We start from the raw sequence: 20584 nt of genomic DNA on the forward strand, positions 1-20584 counted from the left end.
CTACGAACCCTGTGCGCCTTTTTGGTAGTTCGAACTACCAAAAAGGCGCACGGGGGCGTCAGCCCAGCAGGGCGTCTACGAACGCACCTGGCTCGAACGGCGCCAGATCATCGGCGCCTTCACCGAGACCGACCAACTTCACCGGCACACCCAGTTCATGCTGAACCTGGAAGACGATTCCGCCCTTCGCGGTTCCGTCCAGCTTGGTCAACACGACGCCAGTGATGTCCACGACCTCCGCGAACACTCGTGCCTGCGCGAGTCCGTTCTGGCCGACCGTCGCGTCGAGAACCAGCAGAACGTCGTCGACCGACGCCTTCTTCTCGATGACCCGCTTGACCTTGCCGAGTTCGTCCATCAAACCGGTCTTGGTGTGCAGGCGGCCGGCGGTGTCGATGAGGACCACGTCGACGCCGTCCGCAATGCCGCGAGAAACCGCGTCGAACGCGATCGCAGCGGGATCGCCGCCCTCCTTGCCACGGACAACTTCGGCGCCGACACGTTCGGCCCACGTCTGGAGCTGATCGGCAGCGGCGGCGCGGAACGTGTCCGCGGCACCGAGCACTACGCGACGACCGTCGGCGACGAGCACGCGAGCCAGTTTGCCGGTGGTTGTGGTCTTGCCGGTCCCGTTGACACCGACGACGAGCAGAACAGCCGGGTGATCGTCGTGCGGCAGTGCGCGAATGGAACGGTCCAGTTCGGGACGCAGTTCGGCGATCAGCACCTCGCGAAGTAGTGCGCGGGCGTCAGCTTCGGTGCGGACACTGCGGGCCGCCATCTGCTCACGAAGCTTGGTGACGACTTTCTCGGTGGTCGCGGAGCCGAGGTCCGCGATCAGAAGGGTGTCCTCGACTTCTTCCCACGAATCCTCGTCCAGATCGCCGCCACCGAGCAGACCGAGCAAGCTCTTGCCGACCGCTGACTGCGAGCGGGAGAGGCGTCCGCGCAGACGGTCCAGCCGGCCCTCGGTCGGGTCGATCTCGTCCAGCACGCGCGGTGCAGGCACGACAGGCTCGGGTACAACTACAGGTTCGGGAACGACAACAGGTTCGACAACCGGTTCTTCGACAACCGGCTTTTCGGTTACCTGCTCTTCTACTACCGGCTCTTCTACTACCGGCTCTTCGGCAACCGGTTCCTCGACGACGGCCGGCTTCTCAGCGACAGGTTCCTCGACAGCCGGTTCCGCAGCAGCCGGCTTCTCGACAACCGGTTTTTCGACGACAGGTTCTTCAACTATCGGCTTTTCGACAACGGGCGGCTTCTCCGCGACCGGAGGTGTCGGAACCACCGGAGGCGGCGCCGTCGCCGTGGACCCCTGACTGAAGTTGAACCCGCCGCCGGCCTTGTAGCCGCCTGACTTGTCCTTCTCGGGGGCGCCGAGCTCCGGCTTCGTCTCGGGCGCCTTCAGCGACACCTGCCCCTTGCGGTAGCGCAGGAATCCGGCAACGAGAACGACGAGTAGTACGGCTGCTACAGCCGCGATGATGATCCAAGCCTGGGTAGTCACCGGCCCATTGTTTCAGGCTCCGACCCGGAAAGTGAGCAGGGCTTACGTCGAGGCCATGTCTTGACCGCGAAGTCGCTGCGAAATCACTGTGGTGATTCCGTCGCCGCGCATGCTGACTCCGTACAACGCGTCGGCGATTTCCATGGTCGGTTTCTGGTGGGTGATCACGATCAACTGCGACTTCTCCCGCAATTGTTCGAAGAGTCCGATCAGCCGCCGCAGGTTGGTGTCGTCCAACGCCGCCTCGACCTCGTCCATGACGTAGAACGGGGAAGGGCGAGCCCGGAAGATCGCGACCAGCATGGCCACCGCGGTCAACGACTTCTCGCCGCCCGACAGCAACGACAACCGCTTGACCTTCTTGCCGGGCGGACGCGCCTCGACTTCGATGCCGGTAGTGAGCATGTCCGAGGGGTCGGTGAGGACCAGTCGCCCTTCTCCCCCGGGGAACAATTTCTCGAACACTCCCACGAACTCACGCTCGACGTCGGCGTACGCCTCGGTGAATACCTGCAGAATTCGCGCGTCCACGTCTGCGACCACAGCAAGAAGGTCCTTGCGAGCGGTCTTGACGTCTTCGAGCTGAGTGGAGAGGAAGGTGTACCGCTCTTCGAGTGCTGCAAATTCCTCGAGCGCGAGCGGATTGACCTTGCCGAGGGTGGCGAGGTCTTTCTCTGCACGCTTGGCTCGGCGTTCCTGAGTGGCTCGGTCGTACGGAAGCGGAGCGGGCGCGGTGACCTGCTCTCCACGCTCCTTCGCCTGTTCGTACTCCTCGATTTCGAGTGCCGTCGGCGGCAGTTCGACGTCGGGCCCGTACTCGGCGATCAGGTCGTCGAGGCCGATACCGTACTGATCGAGGATCGACTCCTCGAGTTGTTCGATGCGCATCGCCGCCTGAGCCTTGGCGACCTCGTCGCGATGGACGGCGTCGGTGAGCGAGGCGAGTTGTCCGGTCAGTGCTCGGACTATCTCGCGGACCTGATCCAGTTTGGCCGTGCACTCGGAGCGGGCCCGAGCCAACTCGTCGCGGTGAGCAAGAGCCGCAGCGACGACGGTCTCGAGTTCGGCCGCCACACGTTGTCCCGATTCGGCGACGGCAGCTGCAACCTCTGCCGCGTGCGCCCTGGCGCGCAGAGCCCGTTCGGCGCGAATTCGCGCTTCTCGTTCGGCGGCCGCGGCGCGGCGAAGCGAATCAGCCTTTCCGCGAACGGATTCCGCACGTTCTTCGGCGGTTCGTACGGCAAGGCGAGCATCCATTTCGACGATGCGCACTTCCGCCAGCGCTGCTGCGGCCATTTCACGATCGGCAGCGGTCGATTCTGCGCCGTGTCCCGGCGCACTGCCGTCGGTTTCGGCAACGCGGAGTCGTTCCTCCAGAACCGCGAGCTTTGTCAGCGACTCCCCGCGGCCCTCCTCGGCACGCACTCGCTGGGCGGTCAAACGATCGGATTCCGCGTGGGCGACTCGTGCTGCCTGCCCCAATCTGCCCAACTGCTCGTAGATGGCGGACATGGCAGCGTCCGACTCGTTGAGCGCGGCCAAAGTCTGCTCCGCGGTCTCGCGTCGAGCGGCCTGTTCGGCCAGGGCGCCGGACAGCGCAGCGTCGAGTTCCTCGGATCGGCTCTCCGTTACCGCCAGTTCCGCTGCGGACGCGTCGATCGCCGCCTGCACCTCCAGCGTGCTCGGTTGCCGATCCGAGCCGCCGATCATCCACCCCGGACCGTGCAGATCGCCGGAACGCGTCACTGCACGAATTCCCTTGTGGTCAGCAACAACTCGAATCGCGTCATCGAGCGTCTCGACCAGGACGACGCCATCGAGGATGGCGGTCAATCCGGCACGCAACTCGTCAGGGCAGTCGATGACGTCGACGGCATGACGACTACCCGGCGCGATCTCGGCCTCGCGCTTGATCGCCGGTTCACCGCTCACGATCAGTGATGCACGCCCACCGTCCTGATCGGCCAGCGATGCAACAGCCGAGCGAGCCGAGTCCAGCGACTGCGCCACGACGGCGTCCGCTGCCGGTCCCATCGCGGCGGCGATCGCGGCTTCGTAACCTGGTTCGACGTGGATCAATCCGGCCAGCGAGGTGATGCCGTCGTCGCGTCGGTGTTCGAGCAGCCAACCGCCACCGTCCTTGCGCTGCAAGCCCATCGACAGTGCCTCGACGCGCGCACGGAGCGAAGCGATACGTTGCCCGCTCGTCTTTTCTTCCTCGCGAAGTTCCTCGACGCGCGCGTCGATCATCTCGAGAGCTTCGATGGCGCGTTCGTGATTGGTGTCGAGGCCGACTTCACCGGCATCGAGATCCCCGATGCTTTCCTGCACCGTGTCGAACTCGGCCTGTGCGGCATCCCCACGCAGGCGAGCCTCGTCGATCGCTTCGGTCAGCCGAGACACTTCCGCGTCGACGGATTCGACGCGGGTACGCAGAGTGTCGACCTGACCGGAGAGTCGAGCGAGACCTTCGCGCCGATCCGCGACGGCGCGGACTTCCGCCATGTGCGCCCGTTCCGCCTCTGCTGCAGCATCTTCCGTGGCTGCCAGCTGCTCACGAGCTGCTTCCGATGCCGCTCGCGCGATCTCGACGCCTTCGAGGAGTTCGGCTTCCTCGGCTGCAAGACGTTCGGCGCGCGCCTCCATCTCGTCCGGGTCCTGGCCTCGGTTGCCGACGGGTTCGGAGTCGAGATGACGCGCACGCTCGCGGGCGATGCGCACGGTGGCGTTGACGCGTTCGGCAAGCGCGGAAAGCTGGAACCAACTCTGCGCAGCGGCTTCCGATCCCGGAGTCAGACGAGCGAGAGCTTGCTCCTGGCGCCCGAGTTCGAGATTGGCCTCGTCCAGCGCAGCCGCCACCTGGTTGTGCTGTTCACGGGCCGCTTTCTCGTCCTGCGCCTGGTCGTTCAACTGGTTTCGACGGGTCACCAGATCGTCAGCAGCCAGACGCATCTTTGCATCACGCAGGTCGGCCTGCACCGTCTGCGCTCGCCGAGCAACCTCGGCTTGGCGTCCCAGCGGTTTGAGTTGCCGACGCAGTTCCGAGGTGAGGTCACTGAGCCGAGCGAGATTGGCCTGCATGGAATCGAGCTTGCGGACCGCTTTTTCCTTGCGGCGGCGATGTTTGAGGACTCCGGCGGCTTCTTCGATGAAGGCGCGTCGATCTTCGGGCCGGGATTCGAGGATCGCGGCGAGCCGTCCCTGCCCGACGATGACGTGCATCTCGCGGCCGATACCGGAGTCGCTGAGCAGTTCCTGGACGTCCATCAGACGGCAGGACGAGCCGTTGATCTCGTACTCCCCCGCGCCGTCGCGGAACATCCGGCGCGTGATCGACACCTCGGAGTACTCGATCGGGAGCGCGCCGTCGGCGTTGTCGATGGTCAGGGTCACCTCGGCGCGGCCCAGCGGCGCCCGACCGGAGGTCCCGGCAAAGATGACGTCTTCCATCTTGCCGCCGCGCAAGGCCTTGGCGCCCTGCTCGCCCATCACCCAGGTCAACGCATCGACGACGTTGGATTTACCCGAGCCGTTGGGGCCGACGACGCAGGTGATCCCCGGCTCGAACCGAAGAGTCGTTGCCGACGCAAAGGATTTGAATCCCTTGAGTGTCAGACTCTTGAGGTGCATGGGGGGAAACTTTACCGCCAAACCGGTCAGCGTTCGACGAACCCTGTCAGGTCGCCCCTGGCGGGGTCCCAGCTGTCGACCACAAGATCCACCGTGCCCGGGGTAGTCCCCGAGCGCAGTAACTCCAACAATCGCTCGAGTTGCGTGCGTTCGCCTTCCGCCACGACGAGCACTCGACCGTCACGCTGGTTGGACGCATATCCGATCAACCCGAGTTCGAGAGCGCGGGCCCTGGTCCACCACCGAAATCCGACGCCTTGAACGTATCCGTGAACCCACGCCGTCAACCGCACAGGCGCTGTCTCAGCCACGACGCTCAGCCCGCCACACGTTCGAGACGGTGAACCTCACCCAGGAAACCGGTGGTGTAGAGCGAGTTGGGATCCCAGCCCGGACCGGCGCCGAACTTGACCGCGGATGTGAACGGCAGACCCGAGGCGATCTCACACGAAGATCCCGAATCCGGATCGACGCGAACAACTTTGCCGCCGGCATTGAAAGCGACGTACAGCGCGCCGTCCGGTCCGACGGTCAGATCGTCCGCCATGTTTGCCGGACCGAATCCGGGGAGCGTGATCGTCCGCACCGGCCCGCCCAGATCGTCTGCGTCGAGGACATGGACGGCGGTTACCATGTCGAAGGTCGTGCTCACGTAGATCGCCGACCCGGAGCGTGCGAGGCCGTCGACGGTGCCGAGGTCTTCACGAACGATCGAACTGGTTCCGTCACTGTTGACCACCGTGAGCCCCGGCCTGGTGAGTGTGCGAGCAGTGAGGAAGCGGTTACCGTCCAGCTGCACAAGCCCGTTCGGCATCACCAGACCGTCGGCAATCGTTGTCACCGATCCGTCTGCGACGTCGACCTTACGAAGGCTGCCGTCGGCGATTCCGAACAGTCCCGAGACAGTCGAGTTGCCCGTGGTGAAGTACACGGATCCGTCACGCGCGACCAACCCGCCAGGTCCGGTAACGTCACCGACCAAAGTTGTCCGGGTTCCGTCCGGAGTCACTTTCAGCAGTGCACCCGGCCCGATCAGAGCCGACTGCGACAACACCATCGACCCGTTGCCGTCGAATTCGAGATTCTCGAGCATGCCGGCGCCAGTCGTCACGACGCTCGACGTCCACGACCCGCAACCACCGGCCGCGCCGTCGACCGGGACCGAGGCGTGCGCCGGAGCACTCACCGCCACAACGGAACCCAGTGCGATCGCAGCGACAATGCTGCCCGCGCGAGACATCAGGCTTCCGTGTCGAACGACAGAGTTACCTTGGTTCCGGCCTTGAGCGTGCGCCCGACGGTGCATACCTTGTCCACGGAGCGCTCGACGAGAGTGATGAGGCGCTGCTGTGCTTCGGCATCCAACTCGCTGAGATCGAGTTCGAGGACCTCGTCGAGCTGCGGGTAGACCTCGTTCTCCCGATCGGCGGCGCCGGACACGCGGACCGTCGCGTCGTAGTTGTCACCGAGGCGGCGAGAAATCGGGAAGTCGGAGCTCATACCGGTGCACGCTGCGAGCGCGATTTTGAGCAGTTCGCCGGGCGTGAAGACTCCTGGAACCGATTCGGAGCCGATGAGAACCTCTGCGCCGCGCGAACTCTTGCCGGTGTAGAGGCGGGTTCCGGTGCGTTCGACCCAAAGCTCCGTGTGAGCGGGGGCGGTTGCAGCGTTGTCGGGAGTCTGTTCAGCCATGACGCAATCTTGCCACTCCGCCGAACCCCATGGGCGGGAGACCTAGGCGATTCGCCTTGCCCTCGGGGTCGGCTGACACCTCGGGCAACTGAACGACGATCGATTCATGAACTTCTCACGCTTGATCGGCGCACCGCATCGCGGGCACGGAAGATTTTCCTGCCCGTACGCCGACAGTGACCGGTCGAAGTAACCGGACTCGCCGTTGACGTTCACGTACAGAGCGTCGAAGGACGTACCGCCCTGATCGAGCGCTTCACCCATCACTGAGTGTGCCGCGGTCAACAGCTCTCGAAGTTTGGGCCTGGTAAGCGTTTCGGCGATTCGGTTGCCGTGAATCTTAGCGCGCCACAACGATTCGTCGGCGTAGATGTTTCCGATCCCGGAGACCACGGTCTGATCGAGAATCGCACGCTTGATCTCGGTGTGCTTGCCCCGCAGGACTTTCACGACGGATTCGAGATCGAATGCACCATCCATGGGATCACGAGCGATGTGCGCCACCGACTCGGGCAGCATCGTTCCGTCGACCTCGACGAGAGGTGAAATCGACCAGCCACCGAACGTTCGCTGATCGACGAATCGAAGATCCGCTCCGGAATCGAGGGCCAATCGAATGCGTAGGTGCTTTTCCCAGTCGACTGTCGGAGGTTGGACCAACATCTGTCCGCTCATCCCGAGATGAACCACCAGCCCGACACCGGCAGGCTCGAGAACCAGCCACAGATACTTGCCGCGACGCTCTGCCGAAGCGATGGTCTGCCCGGTGAGTTGGCCGATCAAGTCCTCGGAACCGAGAATGTGGCGCCTGATCGCGCGGGGATGGAGGACCTCGACGGCCTCGATCGCCGCACCTACAGCGTGAGACTGCAGGCCGCGGCGAACGACTTCGACTTCGGGAAGCTCAGGCAAGAGTGAACTCAGCCGGCAAGATCAGGCGCGTCGTCGGCAGCGACTGCGGTAGCAGCGGCATTCTCCGACATCGTCTTCCATGCCGAACTTGCTGCCTTCTGCTCGGCTTCCTTCTTGGAACGACCGACACCGACACCCAAGGGTTTGCCACTGATGAGAACGGTGGCCGTGAATTCCTTGTCGTGATCGGGTCCGGTAGCGGTGATCTCGTAAACGGGAACTCCGGCACCGTGTTCTGCGGTCAGTTCCTGCAGACTCGTCTTCCAATCCAGACCCGCGCCCAGAAGCGGTGCGCGAGTGAGTAGATCGTCGAACAGATCGAGAACAACGCGTCGCGCAGTCTCGATGCCGTGCTGCAGGTGAATGGCGCCGAGAATCGACTCCATGCCGTCGGCGAGAATGGACGGCTTGTCACGGCCGCCCGTCATTTCCTCGCCCTTACCCAACAGCAGGTGTGCTCCGAGTCCACCTTCACCCAGAGTCCTGGCGACCTCGGCGAGTGCATGCATGTTCACCACGCTGGCACGGATCTTCGCCAGATCACCTTCGGATTTATCCGGGTGGGACAGGTAGAGATTTTCGGTCACCGTGACGCCTAGAACGGAATCCCCGAGGAACTCGAGGCGCTCGTTCGTGGGCAGTCCGCCGTTCTCGTACGCGTACGAGCGGTGCGTGAGAGCCAGGGTCAGAAGACCGGGCTCTATATCTACGCCGACAGCGGCGAGGAGCTTGTCGTGATTGCCCTCGCCGCCGGCGGCTGAAACTGTATTTTCGCTCGTCATAGTCTTTCTCCGGGGAGAACTAGACAGCAGCGGTTACCTGGCGGCCCTTGTAAGTACCGCATGACGGGCATGCGATGTGGGGAAGGGTCTGCTCGCCACAGCCACGGTTGGGGCAGGTAACGAGGGTGGGCACAGTGGTCTTCCACTGGCTACGACGCGACCGCGTGTTGGATCGCGACATTTTGCGCTTGGGGACAGCCACTTCTACTTCTCCTCGGCTTCGGTGATCACAAGATTTTCGCTGGTGTTTGATTCCACGCCAAATTTGGCCGCGAGACCAGCCCAGCGAGGATCAAGTATGTCATGCCCATGCCCAGATTCCGCAATCGCCAGGCGAATGCCACATTCTGAGCACAATCCCAGGCAATCGTCACTGCACAGAGGCTGGAGCGGAAGCGCCAGCCCGACTGCATCGACGATGACCGGTTCGAGGTCGATTTCGTCGTCTTCGACCGCGTAGACCTCTCCCTCTTCCGTCGTCTCCTCGGTGGTGCTGTCCGGGTAAGCGAACAACTCCGTGAGATAGATGTCCACAGTGTCGGTGAACGGTTCGAGGCACCGCGAGCACTCACCCTTGGTGGGTGCGTGCACGTTTCCGGTGACAAGAACGCCTTCGGACACTGCTTCGAGACGAAGATCGAGATCTATGTCCGCGCCCGCTTCGATCGCGATCAGATCGAGACCGATACGGTTCGGGGACTGAATTGTTCTCTCGACGGTACGCATCGACCCTGGACGACGACCGAGCTTGACCGTGTCCAGCAAAAATCCCGCATCACTTGACTGATGCGACGAACTACGACGATGCGTTGACAAAGAGAACTCACCTAACTGTTGAAACTGGTATGGGCAACCACTCCACAATACGGCAGCTACAAGGCAAATCCCAATTCCGTCCACGAAAAAGTGGGCCGCCCCATATCGGACGACCCACCCTCGACTGTCTGATCCGCTCTAGCGGCGCCGCTCCGAACGACGATCGTCGTCCTGGTAATCGGGAACTCCCGAACCCGTTCGGAGCTGCTGACGACCACGCCCGACCGATCGAACGGTTCCCGTGAGGAACTCCTCGAACTCTGCCAACTTGGTGTCGACGTACAGGTCGCACTCCGAACGCATCCGATCGGACTCGGCGTGAGCGGCATCGATCACCCGCGCAGATTCCGCGTGGGCTGACTGGACAACCTCGGTCTGGGAGACCAGACGAGCCTGCTCTGCCGTTCCCTCGGCCACCGAATGGTCGTACGAAGCCTGGCCCGACTCGATCATCCGATCGGCCTCGGTACGAGCCCGTCCGGTCACTGCGTCGTACTCACGACGGCCGTCAGTGACAGTGCGTTCCGCTTCTGCCTCTGCGTCCTCGACCAACTGATCGGCGTGTGCACGTGCTTCGGCAACCATGCGATCGGCCTGAGCCTTGGCGTCGGACAGAATGCGGTCGGCGTCGTCGCGTGCGTTCTCCACAGTCGACGTCGCCTCGGCGTTGGCGCTGCTGACGGTCTTCTCCGCGTTGGCTCGCGCGTCACCGACCAATTTGTCCCGATGATCGAGGACGTCCTGAGCGTCGTCCAACTCGCTCGGAATTGCGTCCCGGACGTCGTCGAGAAGCTCGAGTACGTCGCCGCGAGGCACAACACACCCTGCGGTCATGGGAACACCGCGCGCCTCTTCGACAATTGCGACCAGTTCGTCCAGTGCCTCGAATACGCGGTACACAAGCAACCCCAATCTCTACCGGCCGAATTCGGCCCACATCGTCACCGGTCCACTCGGACCTGTGCCCGTTCCTGTCCAAGTTTGCCGGAAGAACGGCCAACGGGGTGTCGTCGTGGTCGGTGTGTCGGGGATCAGCTGTTTTCTGCTGCTCGTTCGGCGATACGCTCGAGTAGCCGAGAATGCACCTTGGCCGGGAGCATGCCGGAGACGTCGCCACCGAAGGTCGCAACTTCCTTGACGAGAGAACTCGAGAGGTAGCTGTAGGTCGGATTCGTGGCGACGAAGAGCGTGTCGACGCCTGTGAGCTTCTGATTCATCTGAGCCATCTGCAGCTCGTAATCGAAGTCGTTCGCACCGCGCAGACCCTTGACGATCGCGCTGAGGCCTTCTTGTTTCGCAAAGTCGACCAACAGTCCGTGCCACGACGTGACCCGAACGTTGGGCAGGTGACTCGTCGCGTCTTCGAGCATCTCGATCCGCTCGTCGATCGTGAACATGCCACGCTTGCTCTTGTTGATCAGCACGGTGACCACGACCTCGTCGAATTGCGCAGCAACTCTTCCGATTACGTCGAGGTGACCATTGGTCACAGGGTCGAAGGATCCGGGGCAGACGGCGCCAGTCATGAGTCCAGACCGTAGCAGGTGGCCAGCTCGATGCGAGCTTCACCGTAGTTCTTCGCCTTGATCGGCTCGTAGCCCTGCGGCCACACGGTCTCCGGCGAACGCGACGAACGTTCGAGTACCACGATCGTGCCCTCCCCGACCCATTTGTTGACCTGCAGATCAATGAGCATGGACACGACGGCCTCGTCGGTCACCGCATACGGCGGGTCGGCGATGACTATGTCGTATTCGCGCGCGCTCGGCCCCGACACCACGGCCGCGACCGGAGCGGCGCGAACCGTCGCCCCCGGCAACGCGACAGTGCTGATGTTCGCCTTGATGACGGCAGCAGCTTTGGCATCGGATTCCACGAGAACGACGTGCTCGGCTCCACGTGAGAGCGCTTCGAGGCCGAGGGCACCCGAACCCGCGAAAAGGTCGAGAACCGCGCACCCTTCGAGATCGATGCGCGCTTCCAGTGCACTGAACAACGCCTCGCGAACCCGATCCGACGTCGGACGGGTGCCGCTCGGCGGGACTCGCAGGCGTCGACCGCCCGCGAGTCCCGAGATGATGCGAGTCACTCTGCGGCGCTCTCCCCCGTCGAGACGACTACCAGCAGGTCTCCGCCCTCGACCTGCTGAACAGCGCTGATCGCGATCCGCGAAACGACGCCGGCACGCGGCGAGGTGATCGCCGCTTCCATCTTCATCGCTTCGATCGTGGCCACGGTGTCGCCGGCCTCGATCTTCTGGCCTTCCTTGACCGCGAGCGTCACGACGCCCGCGAACGGTGCCGCCACGTGGCCCGGGTTGTTCTTGTCGGCCTTCTCCGCCACCGGCACGTCACTGGCAATGGAGCGATCGCGGATCGAGACCGGACGCAGCTGGCCGTTCAGGATGCACATGACAGTGCGGTAGCCGCGCTCGTCGGGCTCGGAAATCGCTTCGAGACCGATGATCAGTTCCACGCCGGGAGCCAATTCGACGCGGTGCTCGTCGCCGCGCCGCAGACCGTAGAAGAACTGGTTCGCCGACAACCGCGACGTGTCGCCGTACTTCTCGCGGTGCTCGAGGAATTCCTTTGTCGGGCCGGGGAAGAGCAGACGGTTCAGCGTCGCCTGACGGTCCTTCGAAGAGCCCTCCAGCAGTACCTCGTCCTCGGCGGAGAGCGTCGCTTCGGGCTTGGCCTGGCCACGGCCTTCGAGCGCCTTGCTGCGGAACGGTTCCGGCCAGCCACCGGGAGGCGTACCGAGTTCGCCGCGCAGGAAGCCGACCACGGAGTCGGGAATGTCGAACTTCGCCGGGTCTGCGGCGAACTCCTCCGAAGGCACACCGGCACCGACAAGATGGAGCGCGAGGTCGCCGACAACCTTCGACGACGGCGTCACCTTGACCAGATGCCCGAGCATGCGGTCTGCGTCGGCATACTTGGCTTCGACCTCTTCGAACCGGTCGCCGAGGCCGAGAGCAACGGCCTGAGTACGGAGGTTGGAGAGCTGACCACCCGGAATCTCGTGCGTGTACACGCGTCCCGTCGGGGCCGGTAGCCCGGATTCGAAGGGCGCGTACACCTTTCGCAGCGCCTCCCAGTACGGCTCGAGGTCGCACACGTTCTGCAAGTTCAGTCCGGTGTCGAACTCGGAGTGCGCAGCAGCGGCGACGATAGCCGAGAGCGCAGGCTGGCTGGTGGTTCCGGCCAATGCCGCCGAAGCACCGTCGACTGCGTCGGCGCCCGCCTGCCACGCGGCGAAGTACGTGGCCAACTGTCCACCGGGGGTGTCGTGCGTGTGGACGTGAACCGGCAGATCGAAGTTGCTGCGTAGCGCTGTCACGAGCTTGGTGGCCGCCGGAGCGCGCAACAGGCCGGCCATGTCCTTGATCGCGAGCACGTGAGCGCCGGCATCGACGATCTCTTCTGCCAACTTCAGGTAGTAGTCGAGCGTGTACAGCGTTTCGTTCGGATCCGACAGATCGCCGGTGTAGCTCAGCGCCACCTCGGCGAGAGCCGTTCCCGTCTCACGCACCGCGTCGATGGCAGGGCGCATCTGGTCGACGTTGTTGAGCGCGTCGAAGATTCGGAAGATGTCGATGCCGGTGTCGGTGGCTTCCTGGACGAATGCGCGCGTGACCTTCTCCGGATAGGGCGTGTAGCCCACCGTGTTTCGTCCGCGAAGGAGCATCTGGAGGCAGATGTTCGGGATCGCTTCACGGAGCGCGGCGAGCCGATACCACGGATCCTCGTGCAGGAAGCGAAGTCCCACATCGTACGTCGCGCCGCCCCAGGCTTCGATCGAGAGCAGTTCCGGCGTCAACCGAGCAACGTGCCCGGCAACTCCGAGCAGTCCGCTGGTTCGAACTCGCGTGGCCAACAAGGACTGATGCGCGTCGCGGAAAGTGGTGTCGGTGACGCCGACGGCCTTCTGCTCACGCAGTGCCTTCGCGAAACCTTCGGGACCGAGTTCGAGCAGACGCTGGCGGCTGCCGGCGGGCGGCGGCGTCGAAAGATCGATCTTGGGCAGTTTGTCCTGCGGGTACACCGAAGAGGGACGCTCGCCGTGCGGCTTGTTGACCGTCACATCGGCGAGGTAGGTCAGGATCTTGGTGCCGCGGTCGGCGGAGGAACGCAGGGTCAGCAGCTGCGGACGTTCCTCGATGAAGGAGGTCGTCACTCGTCCGGCCCGGAAGTCCGGGTCGTCGAGAACCGCCTGCAGGAACGGAATGTTGGTCGAGACGCCACGAATACGGAACTCGGTGACCGCGCGGCGAGCCCTCGCGACAGCGGCTTCGAGGTCGCGACCGCGGCAGGTGAGCTTGACCAGCATCGAGTCGAAGTACGCTCCGACCTCGGCACCGAGCGTCGCGCCGCCGTCAAGGCGGATACCGGCACCGCCCGGGGTGCGGTACGCGGTGATCCGGCCCGTGTCCGGGCGGAATCCGTTGGCCGGATCCTCGGTCGTGATGCGGCACTGCAGCGCCGCTCCGCGCAGCTTGATCGTGTCCTGTGACAGACCCAGATCTGCAAGCGTCGAACCGGACGCGATCTTGAGCTGCGACTGGACCAAGTCCACGTCCGTCACTTCTTCGGTGACGGTGTGCTCCACCTGAATTCGCGGGTTCATCTCGATGAAGACGTGGTTGCCGCGCTTGTCGAGGAGGAACTCGACAGTGCCGGCGCACGTGTACCCGATCTCCTTCGCGAAAGCGACGGCGTCGGCACAGATCTTGGCGCGCAACTCTTCCGAGAGGTTGGGGGCCGGAGCAAGCTCGATCACCTTCTGGTGGCGACGCTGCAACGAGCAGTCACGCTCGAAGAGGTGGATGACGTTGCCCTGCTCGTCGGCGAGGATCTGCACTTCGATGTGCCGGGGGTCGATGACGGCCTGCTCGAGGAACACCGTCGAATCGCCGAAGGCCGACTCCGCTTCGCGCGCTGCGGCTTCGATCGATTCCTTGAGCTGTGAGCGTTCCGCAACGCGGCGCATTCCGCGTCCGCCGCCGCCGGCGACAGCCTTGACGAAGAGCGGGAAGGTCATGTCCTCGGCTGCTGCGAGCAGCTCGTCGATGTCCGCTGACGGCTCCGAAGACGCGAGCACAGGGAGACCGGCGGCTTTGGCCGCGGCAATGGCGCGTGCCTTGTTACCGGTCAACTCGAGAATCTCCGCAGAGGGACCCACGAACTTGATGCCTGCCTCGGCGCACGCCGCCGACAGATCCGGGTTCTCGGAGAGGAAACCGTAACCGGGGTAGATGGCGTCGGCTCCGGCGCTCTTGGCGGCGGCGACGATCTCCTCGACCGAGAGATACGCGCGAACGGGGTGACCCTTCTCCCCGATCTGGTAGCTCTCGTCTGCCTTGAGACGGTGGATCGAGTTCCGATCCTCGTACGGGAACACCGCGACGGTTCCGGCACCTAGTTCGTAGGCGGCGCGGAAGGCACGGATCGCAATTTCGCCGCGGTTCGCGACGAGCACTTTGGAGAACATTCGAGAAAACTACCCCGATTTCATCTTGCGTCTACATGCGGAGTCTCATATTTCGGACTGAATCGAGAAACCAACCCGGCGGTCCTCGTGCTATTCGATTTCAGCTTGTCGTCATACCCGTCACGACTTCTCGAGGTACTCGATCCGGTCGGAGTCCAGCGCGGCAGTCACCATGGAAGCCAAGGCAGGATGACCGTCGAGCGATGGATCGTCGTCGACGATTCCCTGGGCGAACTCCCGGGCGGATTCGAGGATGTCTCCGTGTGCCATGAGAGAAAGCAGCCGCAGATTCGAGGTCGTGCCCGACTGCGCAGCTCCGAGGATGTCGCCTTCGCGCCTGGTCGCGAGGTCGAGCTGAGCCAGTTCGAACCCGTCGTTGGTCGCGGCCACCGCGGAGAGTCGCTCGTATGCCGGCCCGCCGGGATTGCTTCCGGTGACGAGAATGCAGAGTCCCTGATGCTTTCCACGGCCGACACGACCACGCAACTGATGGAGCTGACTGACACCGAACCGTTCGGCGTCGACGATCACCATCACCGTCGCGTTCGGGACGTCCACACCGACTTCGACGACGGTCGTGCAGACAAGGACGTCGATGTCACCGACGTTGAACGCGCTCATGACGACGTCTTTTTCGTCGGAAGGTAGTCGACCGTGCAGCAATCCGACTCGCAGATCGGCCAGCGGGCCGCTCGACAGCTCCTCGAAGACGTCGACCGCCGACTTGGTCTCCGGCTGCTTCTCCTCGGTGAACTGGTCTTCGCCTGCGCCCTGCTCACCGTCGCCGATCCGCGAGCACACGACATACGCCTGACGGCCGTCGGCAACGTCCTCCCGAATTCGTTCCCATGCGCGATCCACCCACTGCGGCTTCTGCTTCGCAGGCACGACGTTGCTCTTGATCGGAGTACGCCCACGCGGTAGCTCCCGCAGGGTCGATACCTCGAGATCGCCGAGCACCGTCATGGCGATGGTTCGCGGAATCGGCGTTGCCGTCATCACCAGCAGATGCGGACTCAGGCCTTCACGTGCCCGCGATCGCAACTGATCACGTTGCTCGACGCCGAAGCGGTGCTGCTCGTCGACCACGACCATCCCGAGGTTGAAGAACTCGACGTTGTCCTGGATGAGCGCATGGGTACCGATGACAATCCCGGCGTCGCCGGTCACGGCTTCGAGCAGCGCTGCGCGTTTCGCAGCGACTGGCAGCGAGCCGGTAAGAAGGGCGATACGGGTGGAATGTTCGGCAGAACCGAGTTCACCACCTGCAGCCAGTGAGCCCATCATCTTGCGCAGTGATCGCGCGTGCTGATTTGCCAGGACCTCGGTGGGTGCGAGCAACGCGCACTGATAACCCGCATCGACGACCTGCAGCATCGCGCGCAGAGCCACGATCGTCTTGCCTGACCCGACCTCGCCCTGAAGAAGGCGGCTCATCGGGTGTGGGCGGGCAAGGTCGGTGGAGATCTCCTCCGCGACTGCTTGCTGTCCCTCCGTCAGAGTGAACGGGAGCATCTCCTCGAACTGGTCCGCGATCCCGCCGGCGACCGGAGCGCAGGCCGGAGCCACACGCTCGGAATTGTCGTTACGACGCATCGCGAGGACCAACTGCAGAGACAGCGCCTCGTCGAAACGCAGACGATCCTGTGCTCGTTCGATGTCTTCCTTGGTATCTGGCAGGTGCACGGTGCGCAGCGCCTCGTCCAAACCGATGAATCCGTGCTCGGCCCGAGTCTCGGCGGGCAACGGCTCCTCGATCGGATCGAGTTGGTCGAGCACTTGCCGCACGCACCGCATGATGGTCCAGCTCTCGACCTCGCGGGTCGCCGGGTACAGCGGGATCAATGCCCGGTCGAAGACGGAGAGATCGAGTTCTGCGCCGGGGTCCTGATTTGCGCGAGCCAGACCGGCAAGGTCGCCGGCCCCCTTGATGGATGCCAGAGGAACCACTGAATCCTCTTCGCCGACACGAGGTTCCGGGAGGATCAGGTAGCTCGGATGAGTGAGAGACCACTTCCCGCGGAAGTACTTGACCGTCCCGGAGAACATCGCCCGCACGCCGGGCTTGATGACGTGACGCACCTTCTGCGGATTGAAGAACGTGACGTCGACGGTCTGCGAATCGGTCGCGAGCGAGACCCTCAGCATCTGTCCTGGACGGTTCTTCATCTTCACGACGGCTGCCGACGCCACCCGCGCGATGATGGTGATGTGCTCACCCTCGGGCGGCTCTTTCTCGGCAAGTTCCTTGCCTGCCGACGCGTACCGGTGTGGGTAGTGACGCAGCAAGTCCTCGACGGTCCGGATCTCGAATGCCTCGTCGAGCGCCTCCGCGGTCTTCTTTCCCAGCAGCCGATCGAGTGGGTCGCCGAGCGTCGCCATCAGTTCCTCCAGCACAGTGTCGCGATAAGCACAGGTGTTCGTATATCAGCAGTCACCGACAGACTCGGTCCGATCACTCCACGCCCAACTGGAACAGGTCACCGGGCTGATCACCCTGATACACGAGTACGTCCACACCCGGGTGGTGCGCGATCACGTGGGCCTCGAGCTGCGCTGCCAGGTCGTCCGGTGCGTCGGCCCCCATGAGAAGGGTCACGAGTTCACCGCCGGATCCGAGCGCAAGATCGACCAATCGCGCACTCGACTCGGCGACATCGGGACCGATGAGCACCACCTCGTGACCCATCAACCCGATGGCGTCCCCCGGATCACACGTCCCGACGTAGGTCAGCGAGCGCTCGACGGCAATACGCAAAGATCCCCAGCGCGTCGCCGCTGCAGCCTCGGACATCGTGAAGCCGTCGTCGGCGACGTTGCGCTGGGCGTCGTGAACGGCGAGGGCGGCCAAGCCCTGCACCATCGACGACGTCGACAGCAGCAGGACCTGGTGAAGCGGATCGCGTGCAGCGGCACTGACTGCGACCAGTTCCTGAGCGGTCAAAGCTCCGTTCGGCAGCACCAGGACTTCGCTTCGCTCCATCTGACGAATGCGCCCGAGCAGCTGCGCGCGTGTGACCGGCGCATCGTCGCAACGAAGAACGGTCGCGCCCTCACTCTCGAACAACGCCGACGCGCTTTCACCGGCGACGACGGCCAGAACGCCGCGTGCGCCGGCGCCCGGGAATCGCCTCTCCGCCCGTGCCACCAGCTGGTCGCGTTCGTCGACGAGAAAACTGCTGATGCGAATGCCGTGGACCTTTCCGGCCTCGAGGCCTGCTTCCACCGCCGCGCCGGCATCGCAGCAATGTACGTGCACGGACCAGCCGCCGAAGCCGTCGCTGACGATGACCGTCGAATCCCCGAGGACGGAGAGTCGCGTGCGCAGCGCCGCCATCCGATCGTCGTCGGAGTCGTCGACGAGGTACATGACCTCGAAATCCTGCTCCGAGTGATCACCACATTCGATCGGGCTCTTGTGAGCCCAATCGTGATCGAATGCACTGACATCGACCAGGGAGGTCGAGCGCAGGTCCGGTGTTCCCAGATCCTCGCGGACCTGAGACTTCCCGGTCACCACCTCGACAAAAGCGTCGAGGATCAGAACGAGACCGAATCCCCCGGCATCGACCACCCCGGCGGACGCCAGAACGTCCAGTTGCTCCGGCGTCTTGTTCAGTGCGACCGCAGCGGCGTCGGCAGCGGCAGCAACTACGGAAGCAAGGTCCTCGCCGCTCGGCGTCCTGGTGTCGACGCACTCTTGCGCTGCTTCTCCCGATGCACGCAGAACTGTGACGATGGTGCCTTCCACCAGATCGGAGACAGCCCGTGAGGCCAGCGTCGTCGCCGTAGTCAGTGAGTTCGCGAAGCTGCGGCCGTCGATGTGCTCGCCTTGAACGCTCTCGGCGATACCCCGGATCACCTGGGAGAGGATCACGCCGGAATTGCCCCGGGCGCCGGAGACAGCGCCCCGAGCCAGAGCGTTGGCGACGCGGCCCGCACTGCGGACGTCGTCCTCGATCGTCTCGGCGGAATCGAGCGCGGCCCGCATCGTGAACAACAGGTTGGTGCCGGTATCCGAATCAGGGATGGGAAAGACGTTGAGGCTGTTGATCTCTCCGCGGCGCTTCTGGAGACTGTCGACCGCCCGGCGGGCCCAGCGCCGCAGCAGATGTCCGTCCGCGACGGATTCCGCTTCTTCGGCGACGCGTTGCACTTCCCCCACTGACGGTTCCCCTCGACGATGGAAAGACTGACGATGAAAAAGAGATCGGTGATCGGTGCAGTCGAGGGTAGTCCGACGCTTCTGCGCAACCGTCATTACCGGGCGGTTTGGCCATTCGGGCCGGAAGCGGTTACTCTTACACGGTTGCCTCGAACGGGCTACACGAAATAATGCTGCACTTTGTTTGTTGCTGATTGACTGTTTTCACGTTCGGCTGCACAGTGAGCGGTCAAGGATCGGTTCGAAGTCGAGTATATTCGGATTGTAATTCTGGCTGCCCTACCGTGTAGGGTAACCACTTCAATATTCATTTCTAACAAGGAGTTCGCGACTATGGCTGCCGTCTGCGACGTATGCGCCAAGGGGCCCGGCTTCGGTAAGTCGGTCTCGCACTCGCACCGGCGTACCAATCGTCGCTGGAACCCGAACATTCAGTCTGTTCGTACCGAGGTTGCCCCGGGTAACACCCGTAAGGTCAACGTGTGCACCTCCTGCCTGAAGGCAGGCAAGGTCGCTCGGGGCTGATTGCCCGAGCACAAACTATTGCAGGCTCTGCCCCCGTCACTTCGGTGACGGGGGCAGAGCTGTATCTATGTGGCTGTATCTATGTGGCTGTATCTATGTGGCTGTATCTATATGTCCCCGTGTTTCGTATGGCTGTCAGACACCCGTAATGTGCGTTGAGTGACTTCTATCGATGACCTGAGCAAGGTGACCCTCGACGAGGGCGTACTCCGCATCACCATTTCCACCGCCGCCAACGGCACCTCCCTCGACGACGAAGGACTGGTTCAGGGCGCGCAGGCGCTCGAGACAGTCGGAAACGACATCGGGAGCATCCTGCTGGTCGGCGAAGGCGCAAACTTCTGTGCCGGAGGCAACGTCCGTGCGTTCGCCGCAGCCCCCGACCGCGGCGAGTACGTGGCCGAAGTTGCCCGCGTCTTCCACGTGTTCGTTCGCGCGCTCGACGCCGCGACCGCCCCAGTGGTGGCCGGGGTCCACGGATGGGCTGCCGGCGCCGGAATGAGCCTGGTCTGCCTCGCCGACGTCGCAATCGGCGGCACCGGCACCAAGCTTCGTCCCGCCTACCCCTCCATCGGTTTCACCCCGGATGGCGGAATGTCATGGACGCTCCCCCGCATCGTCGGCGTGGCACGCGCTCGCGAAATTCTTCTCAACGATTCGGTGATCGGTGGCGACGAAGCCGTCCGGCTGGGGATCCTCACCCGGCTCGTCGGCGACGACGAGGTTCAGGAAGAGGCAGCGCGCCTCGCCCGCGCCTTGGCCAACGGACCGAGCACGTCGTACTCGGGAATCAAAGCGCTGCTGCGGTCGTCGCGGACGAACTCGCTTGCCGAGCAACTCGACGCCGAAGCCGCGTCCATCGCCATCGCAGCGAACAGCCCCGTCGGCCGCGAGGGTGTCGACGCGTTCGTCGACAAGCGTCGCCCCGATTTCACATCCGCAAAGCAGGCGTAATCGAATTGCCGTGGGGGGGCCGGGGGCGACACGCGTGGGGGCGGCGGTGTTGTATTAGACGCTAGGTAAAAAGCCCGCAAACAAGGACAGCAGAGGGGACACGTG

Annotated in this window: 17 protein-coding genes; 2 read left to right on the forward strand and 15 right to left on the reverse strand. The window is 63.7% G+C overall.

Annotation, left to right across the window (positions count from 1 at the left end; translation table 11 throughout):
• Positions 1-58: 58 nt before the first annotated feature.
• The 15 genes from ftsY to ACFWAD_RS17525 all read right to left on the reverse strand — a co-directional run bounded on the left by ftsY (position 59) and on the right by ACFWAD_RS17525 (position 19000).
• Positions 59-1513, reverse strand: coding sequence for a signal recognition particle-docking protein FtsY (gene ftsY, locus ACFWAD_RS17455; protein ID WP_378545936.1), 1455 nt, complete (start codon positions 1511-1513; stop codon positions 59-61).
• 42 nt (positions 1514-1555) lie between these two features.
• On the reverse strand, positions 1556-5143 hold the full coding sequence (smc, locus tag ACFWAD_RS17460) for a chromosome segregation protein SMC (protein WP_378545939.1): 3588 nt from the start codon (positions 5141-5143) through the stop codon (positions 1556-1558).
• A gap of 26 nt (positions 5144-5169) precedes the next feature.
• Positions 5170-5454: an acylphosphatase gene (locus tag ACFWAD_RS17465; protein ID WP_230812898.1), complete on the reverse strand. Its 285-nt coding sequence runs from the start codon at positions 5452-5454 to the stop codon at positions 5170-5172.
• 5 nt (positions 5455-5459) lie between these two features.
• A complete protein-coding gene (locus ACFWAD_RS17470; RefSeq protein WP_378545942.1) occupies positions 5460-6383 on the reverse strand; it encodes an SMP-30/gluconolactonase/LRE family protein in 924 nt (307 codons plus the stop codon).
• Entirely contained in the window at positions 6383-6835 is a 453-nt protein-coding gene (locus ACFWAD_RS17475; protein ID WP_317555137.1) for an OsmC family protein, read from the reverse strand. Before ACFWAD_RS17475 ends, ACFWAD_RS17470 begins: the two co-directional genes overlap by 1 nt.
• Before the next feature lie 42 nt (positions 6836-6877).
• Positions 6878-7747, reverse strand: coding sequence for a bifunctional DNA-formamidopyrimidine glycosylase/DNA-(apurinic or apyrimidinic site) lyase (mutM, locus tag ACFWAD_RS17480; protein WP_378545945.1), 870 nt, complete (start codon positions 7745-7747; stop codon positions 6878-6880).
• An 8-nt stretch (positions 7748-7755) separates the two neighbouring features.
• Positions 7756-8529, reverse strand: coding sequence for a ribonuclease III (rnc, locus tag ACFWAD_RS17485; protein ID WP_378449558.1), 774 nt, complete (start codon positions 8527-8529; stop codon positions 7756-7758).
• A 19-nt stretch (positions 8530-8548) separates the two neighbouring features.
• Complete coding sequence (rpmF, locus tag ACFWAD_RS17490; protein ID WP_007729318.1) at positions 8549-8731, reverse strand: 50S ribosomal protein L32; 183 nt, start codon at positions 8729-8731, stop codon at positions 8549-8551.
• 2 nt (positions 8732-8733) lie between these two features.
• A complete protein-coding gene (locus ACFWAD_RS17495) occupies positions 8734-9294 on the reverse strand; it encodes a DUF177 domain-containing protein (protein WP_007729319.1) in 561 nt (186 codons plus the stop codon).
• A gap of 189 nt (positions 9295-9483) precedes the next feature.
• Positions 9484-10245: a DivIVA domain-containing protein gene (locus ACFWAD_RS17500; RefSeq protein ID WP_230813222.1), complete on the reverse strand. Its 762-nt coding sequence runs from the start codon at positions 10243-10245 to the stop codon at positions 9484-9486.
• Between the two features lie 131 nt (positions 10246-10376).
• A complete protein-coding gene (gene coaD / locus ACFWAD_RS17505; RefSeq protein ID WP_378545948.1) occupies positions 10377-10871 on the reverse strand; it encodes a pantetheine-phosphate adenylyltransferase in 495 nt (164 codons plus the stop codon).
• Positions 10868-11434, reverse strand: coding sequence for a 16S rRNA (guanine(966)-N(2))-methyltransferase RsmD (gene rsmD / locus ACFWAD_RS17510; protein ID WP_378449560.1), 567 nt, complete (start codon positions 11432-11434; stop codon positions 10868-10870). The genes coaD and rsmD overlap by 4 nt, the downstream gene beginning before the upstream one ends.
• The gene (locus ACFWAD_RS17515) at positions 11431-14835 is read right to left on the reverse strand and encodes a pyruvate carboxylase (RefSeq protein ID WP_378449561.1); all 3405 of its coding nucleotides are present in this window, start codon (positions 14833-14835) and stop codon (positions 11431-11433) included. Before ACFWAD_RS17515 ends, rsmD begins: the two co-directional genes overlap by 4 nt.
• A gap of 120 nt (positions 14836-14955) precedes the next feature.
• Positions 14956-17217, reverse strand: coding sequence for an ATP-dependent DNA helicase RecG (gene recG / locus ACFWAD_RS17520; RefSeq protein WP_378545951.1), 2262 nt, complete (start codon positions 17215-17217; stop codon positions 14956-14958).
• Between the two features lie 73 nt (positions 17218-17290).
• Positions 17291-19000: a DAK2 domain-containing protein gene (locus tag ACFWAD_RS17525; protein WP_378533823.1), complete on the reverse strand. Its 1710-nt coding sequence runs from the start codon at positions 18998-19000 to the stop codon at positions 17291-17293.
• 333 nt (positions 19001-19333) lie between these two features.
• Here ACFWAD_RS17525 and rpmB point away from each other — a divergent pair, with 333 nt between their 5' ends.
• The gene (rpmB, locus tag ACFWAD_RS17530) at positions 19334-19525 is read left to right on the forward strand and encodes a 50S ribosomal protein L28 (protein WP_003942669.1); all 192 of its coding nucleotides are present in this window, start codon (positions 19334-19336) and stop codon (positions 19523-19525) included.
• A gap of 159 nt (positions 19526-19684) precedes the next feature.
• The gene (locus ACFWAD_RS17535) at positions 19685-20479 is read left to right on the forward strand and encodes an enoyl-CoA hydratase-related protein (RefSeq protein WP_230812869.1); all 795 of its coding nucleotides are present in this window, start codon (positions 19685-19687) and stop codon (positions 20477-20479) included.
• Positions 20480-20584 lie beyond the last annotated feature (105 nt).

Source organism: Rhodococcus sp. NPDC059969, from assembly GCF_042738325.1.
In the GTDB taxonomy this organism is placed as follows: Bacteria; Actinomycetota; Actinomycetes; order Mycobacteriales; family Mycobacteriaceae; genus Rhodococcus_F.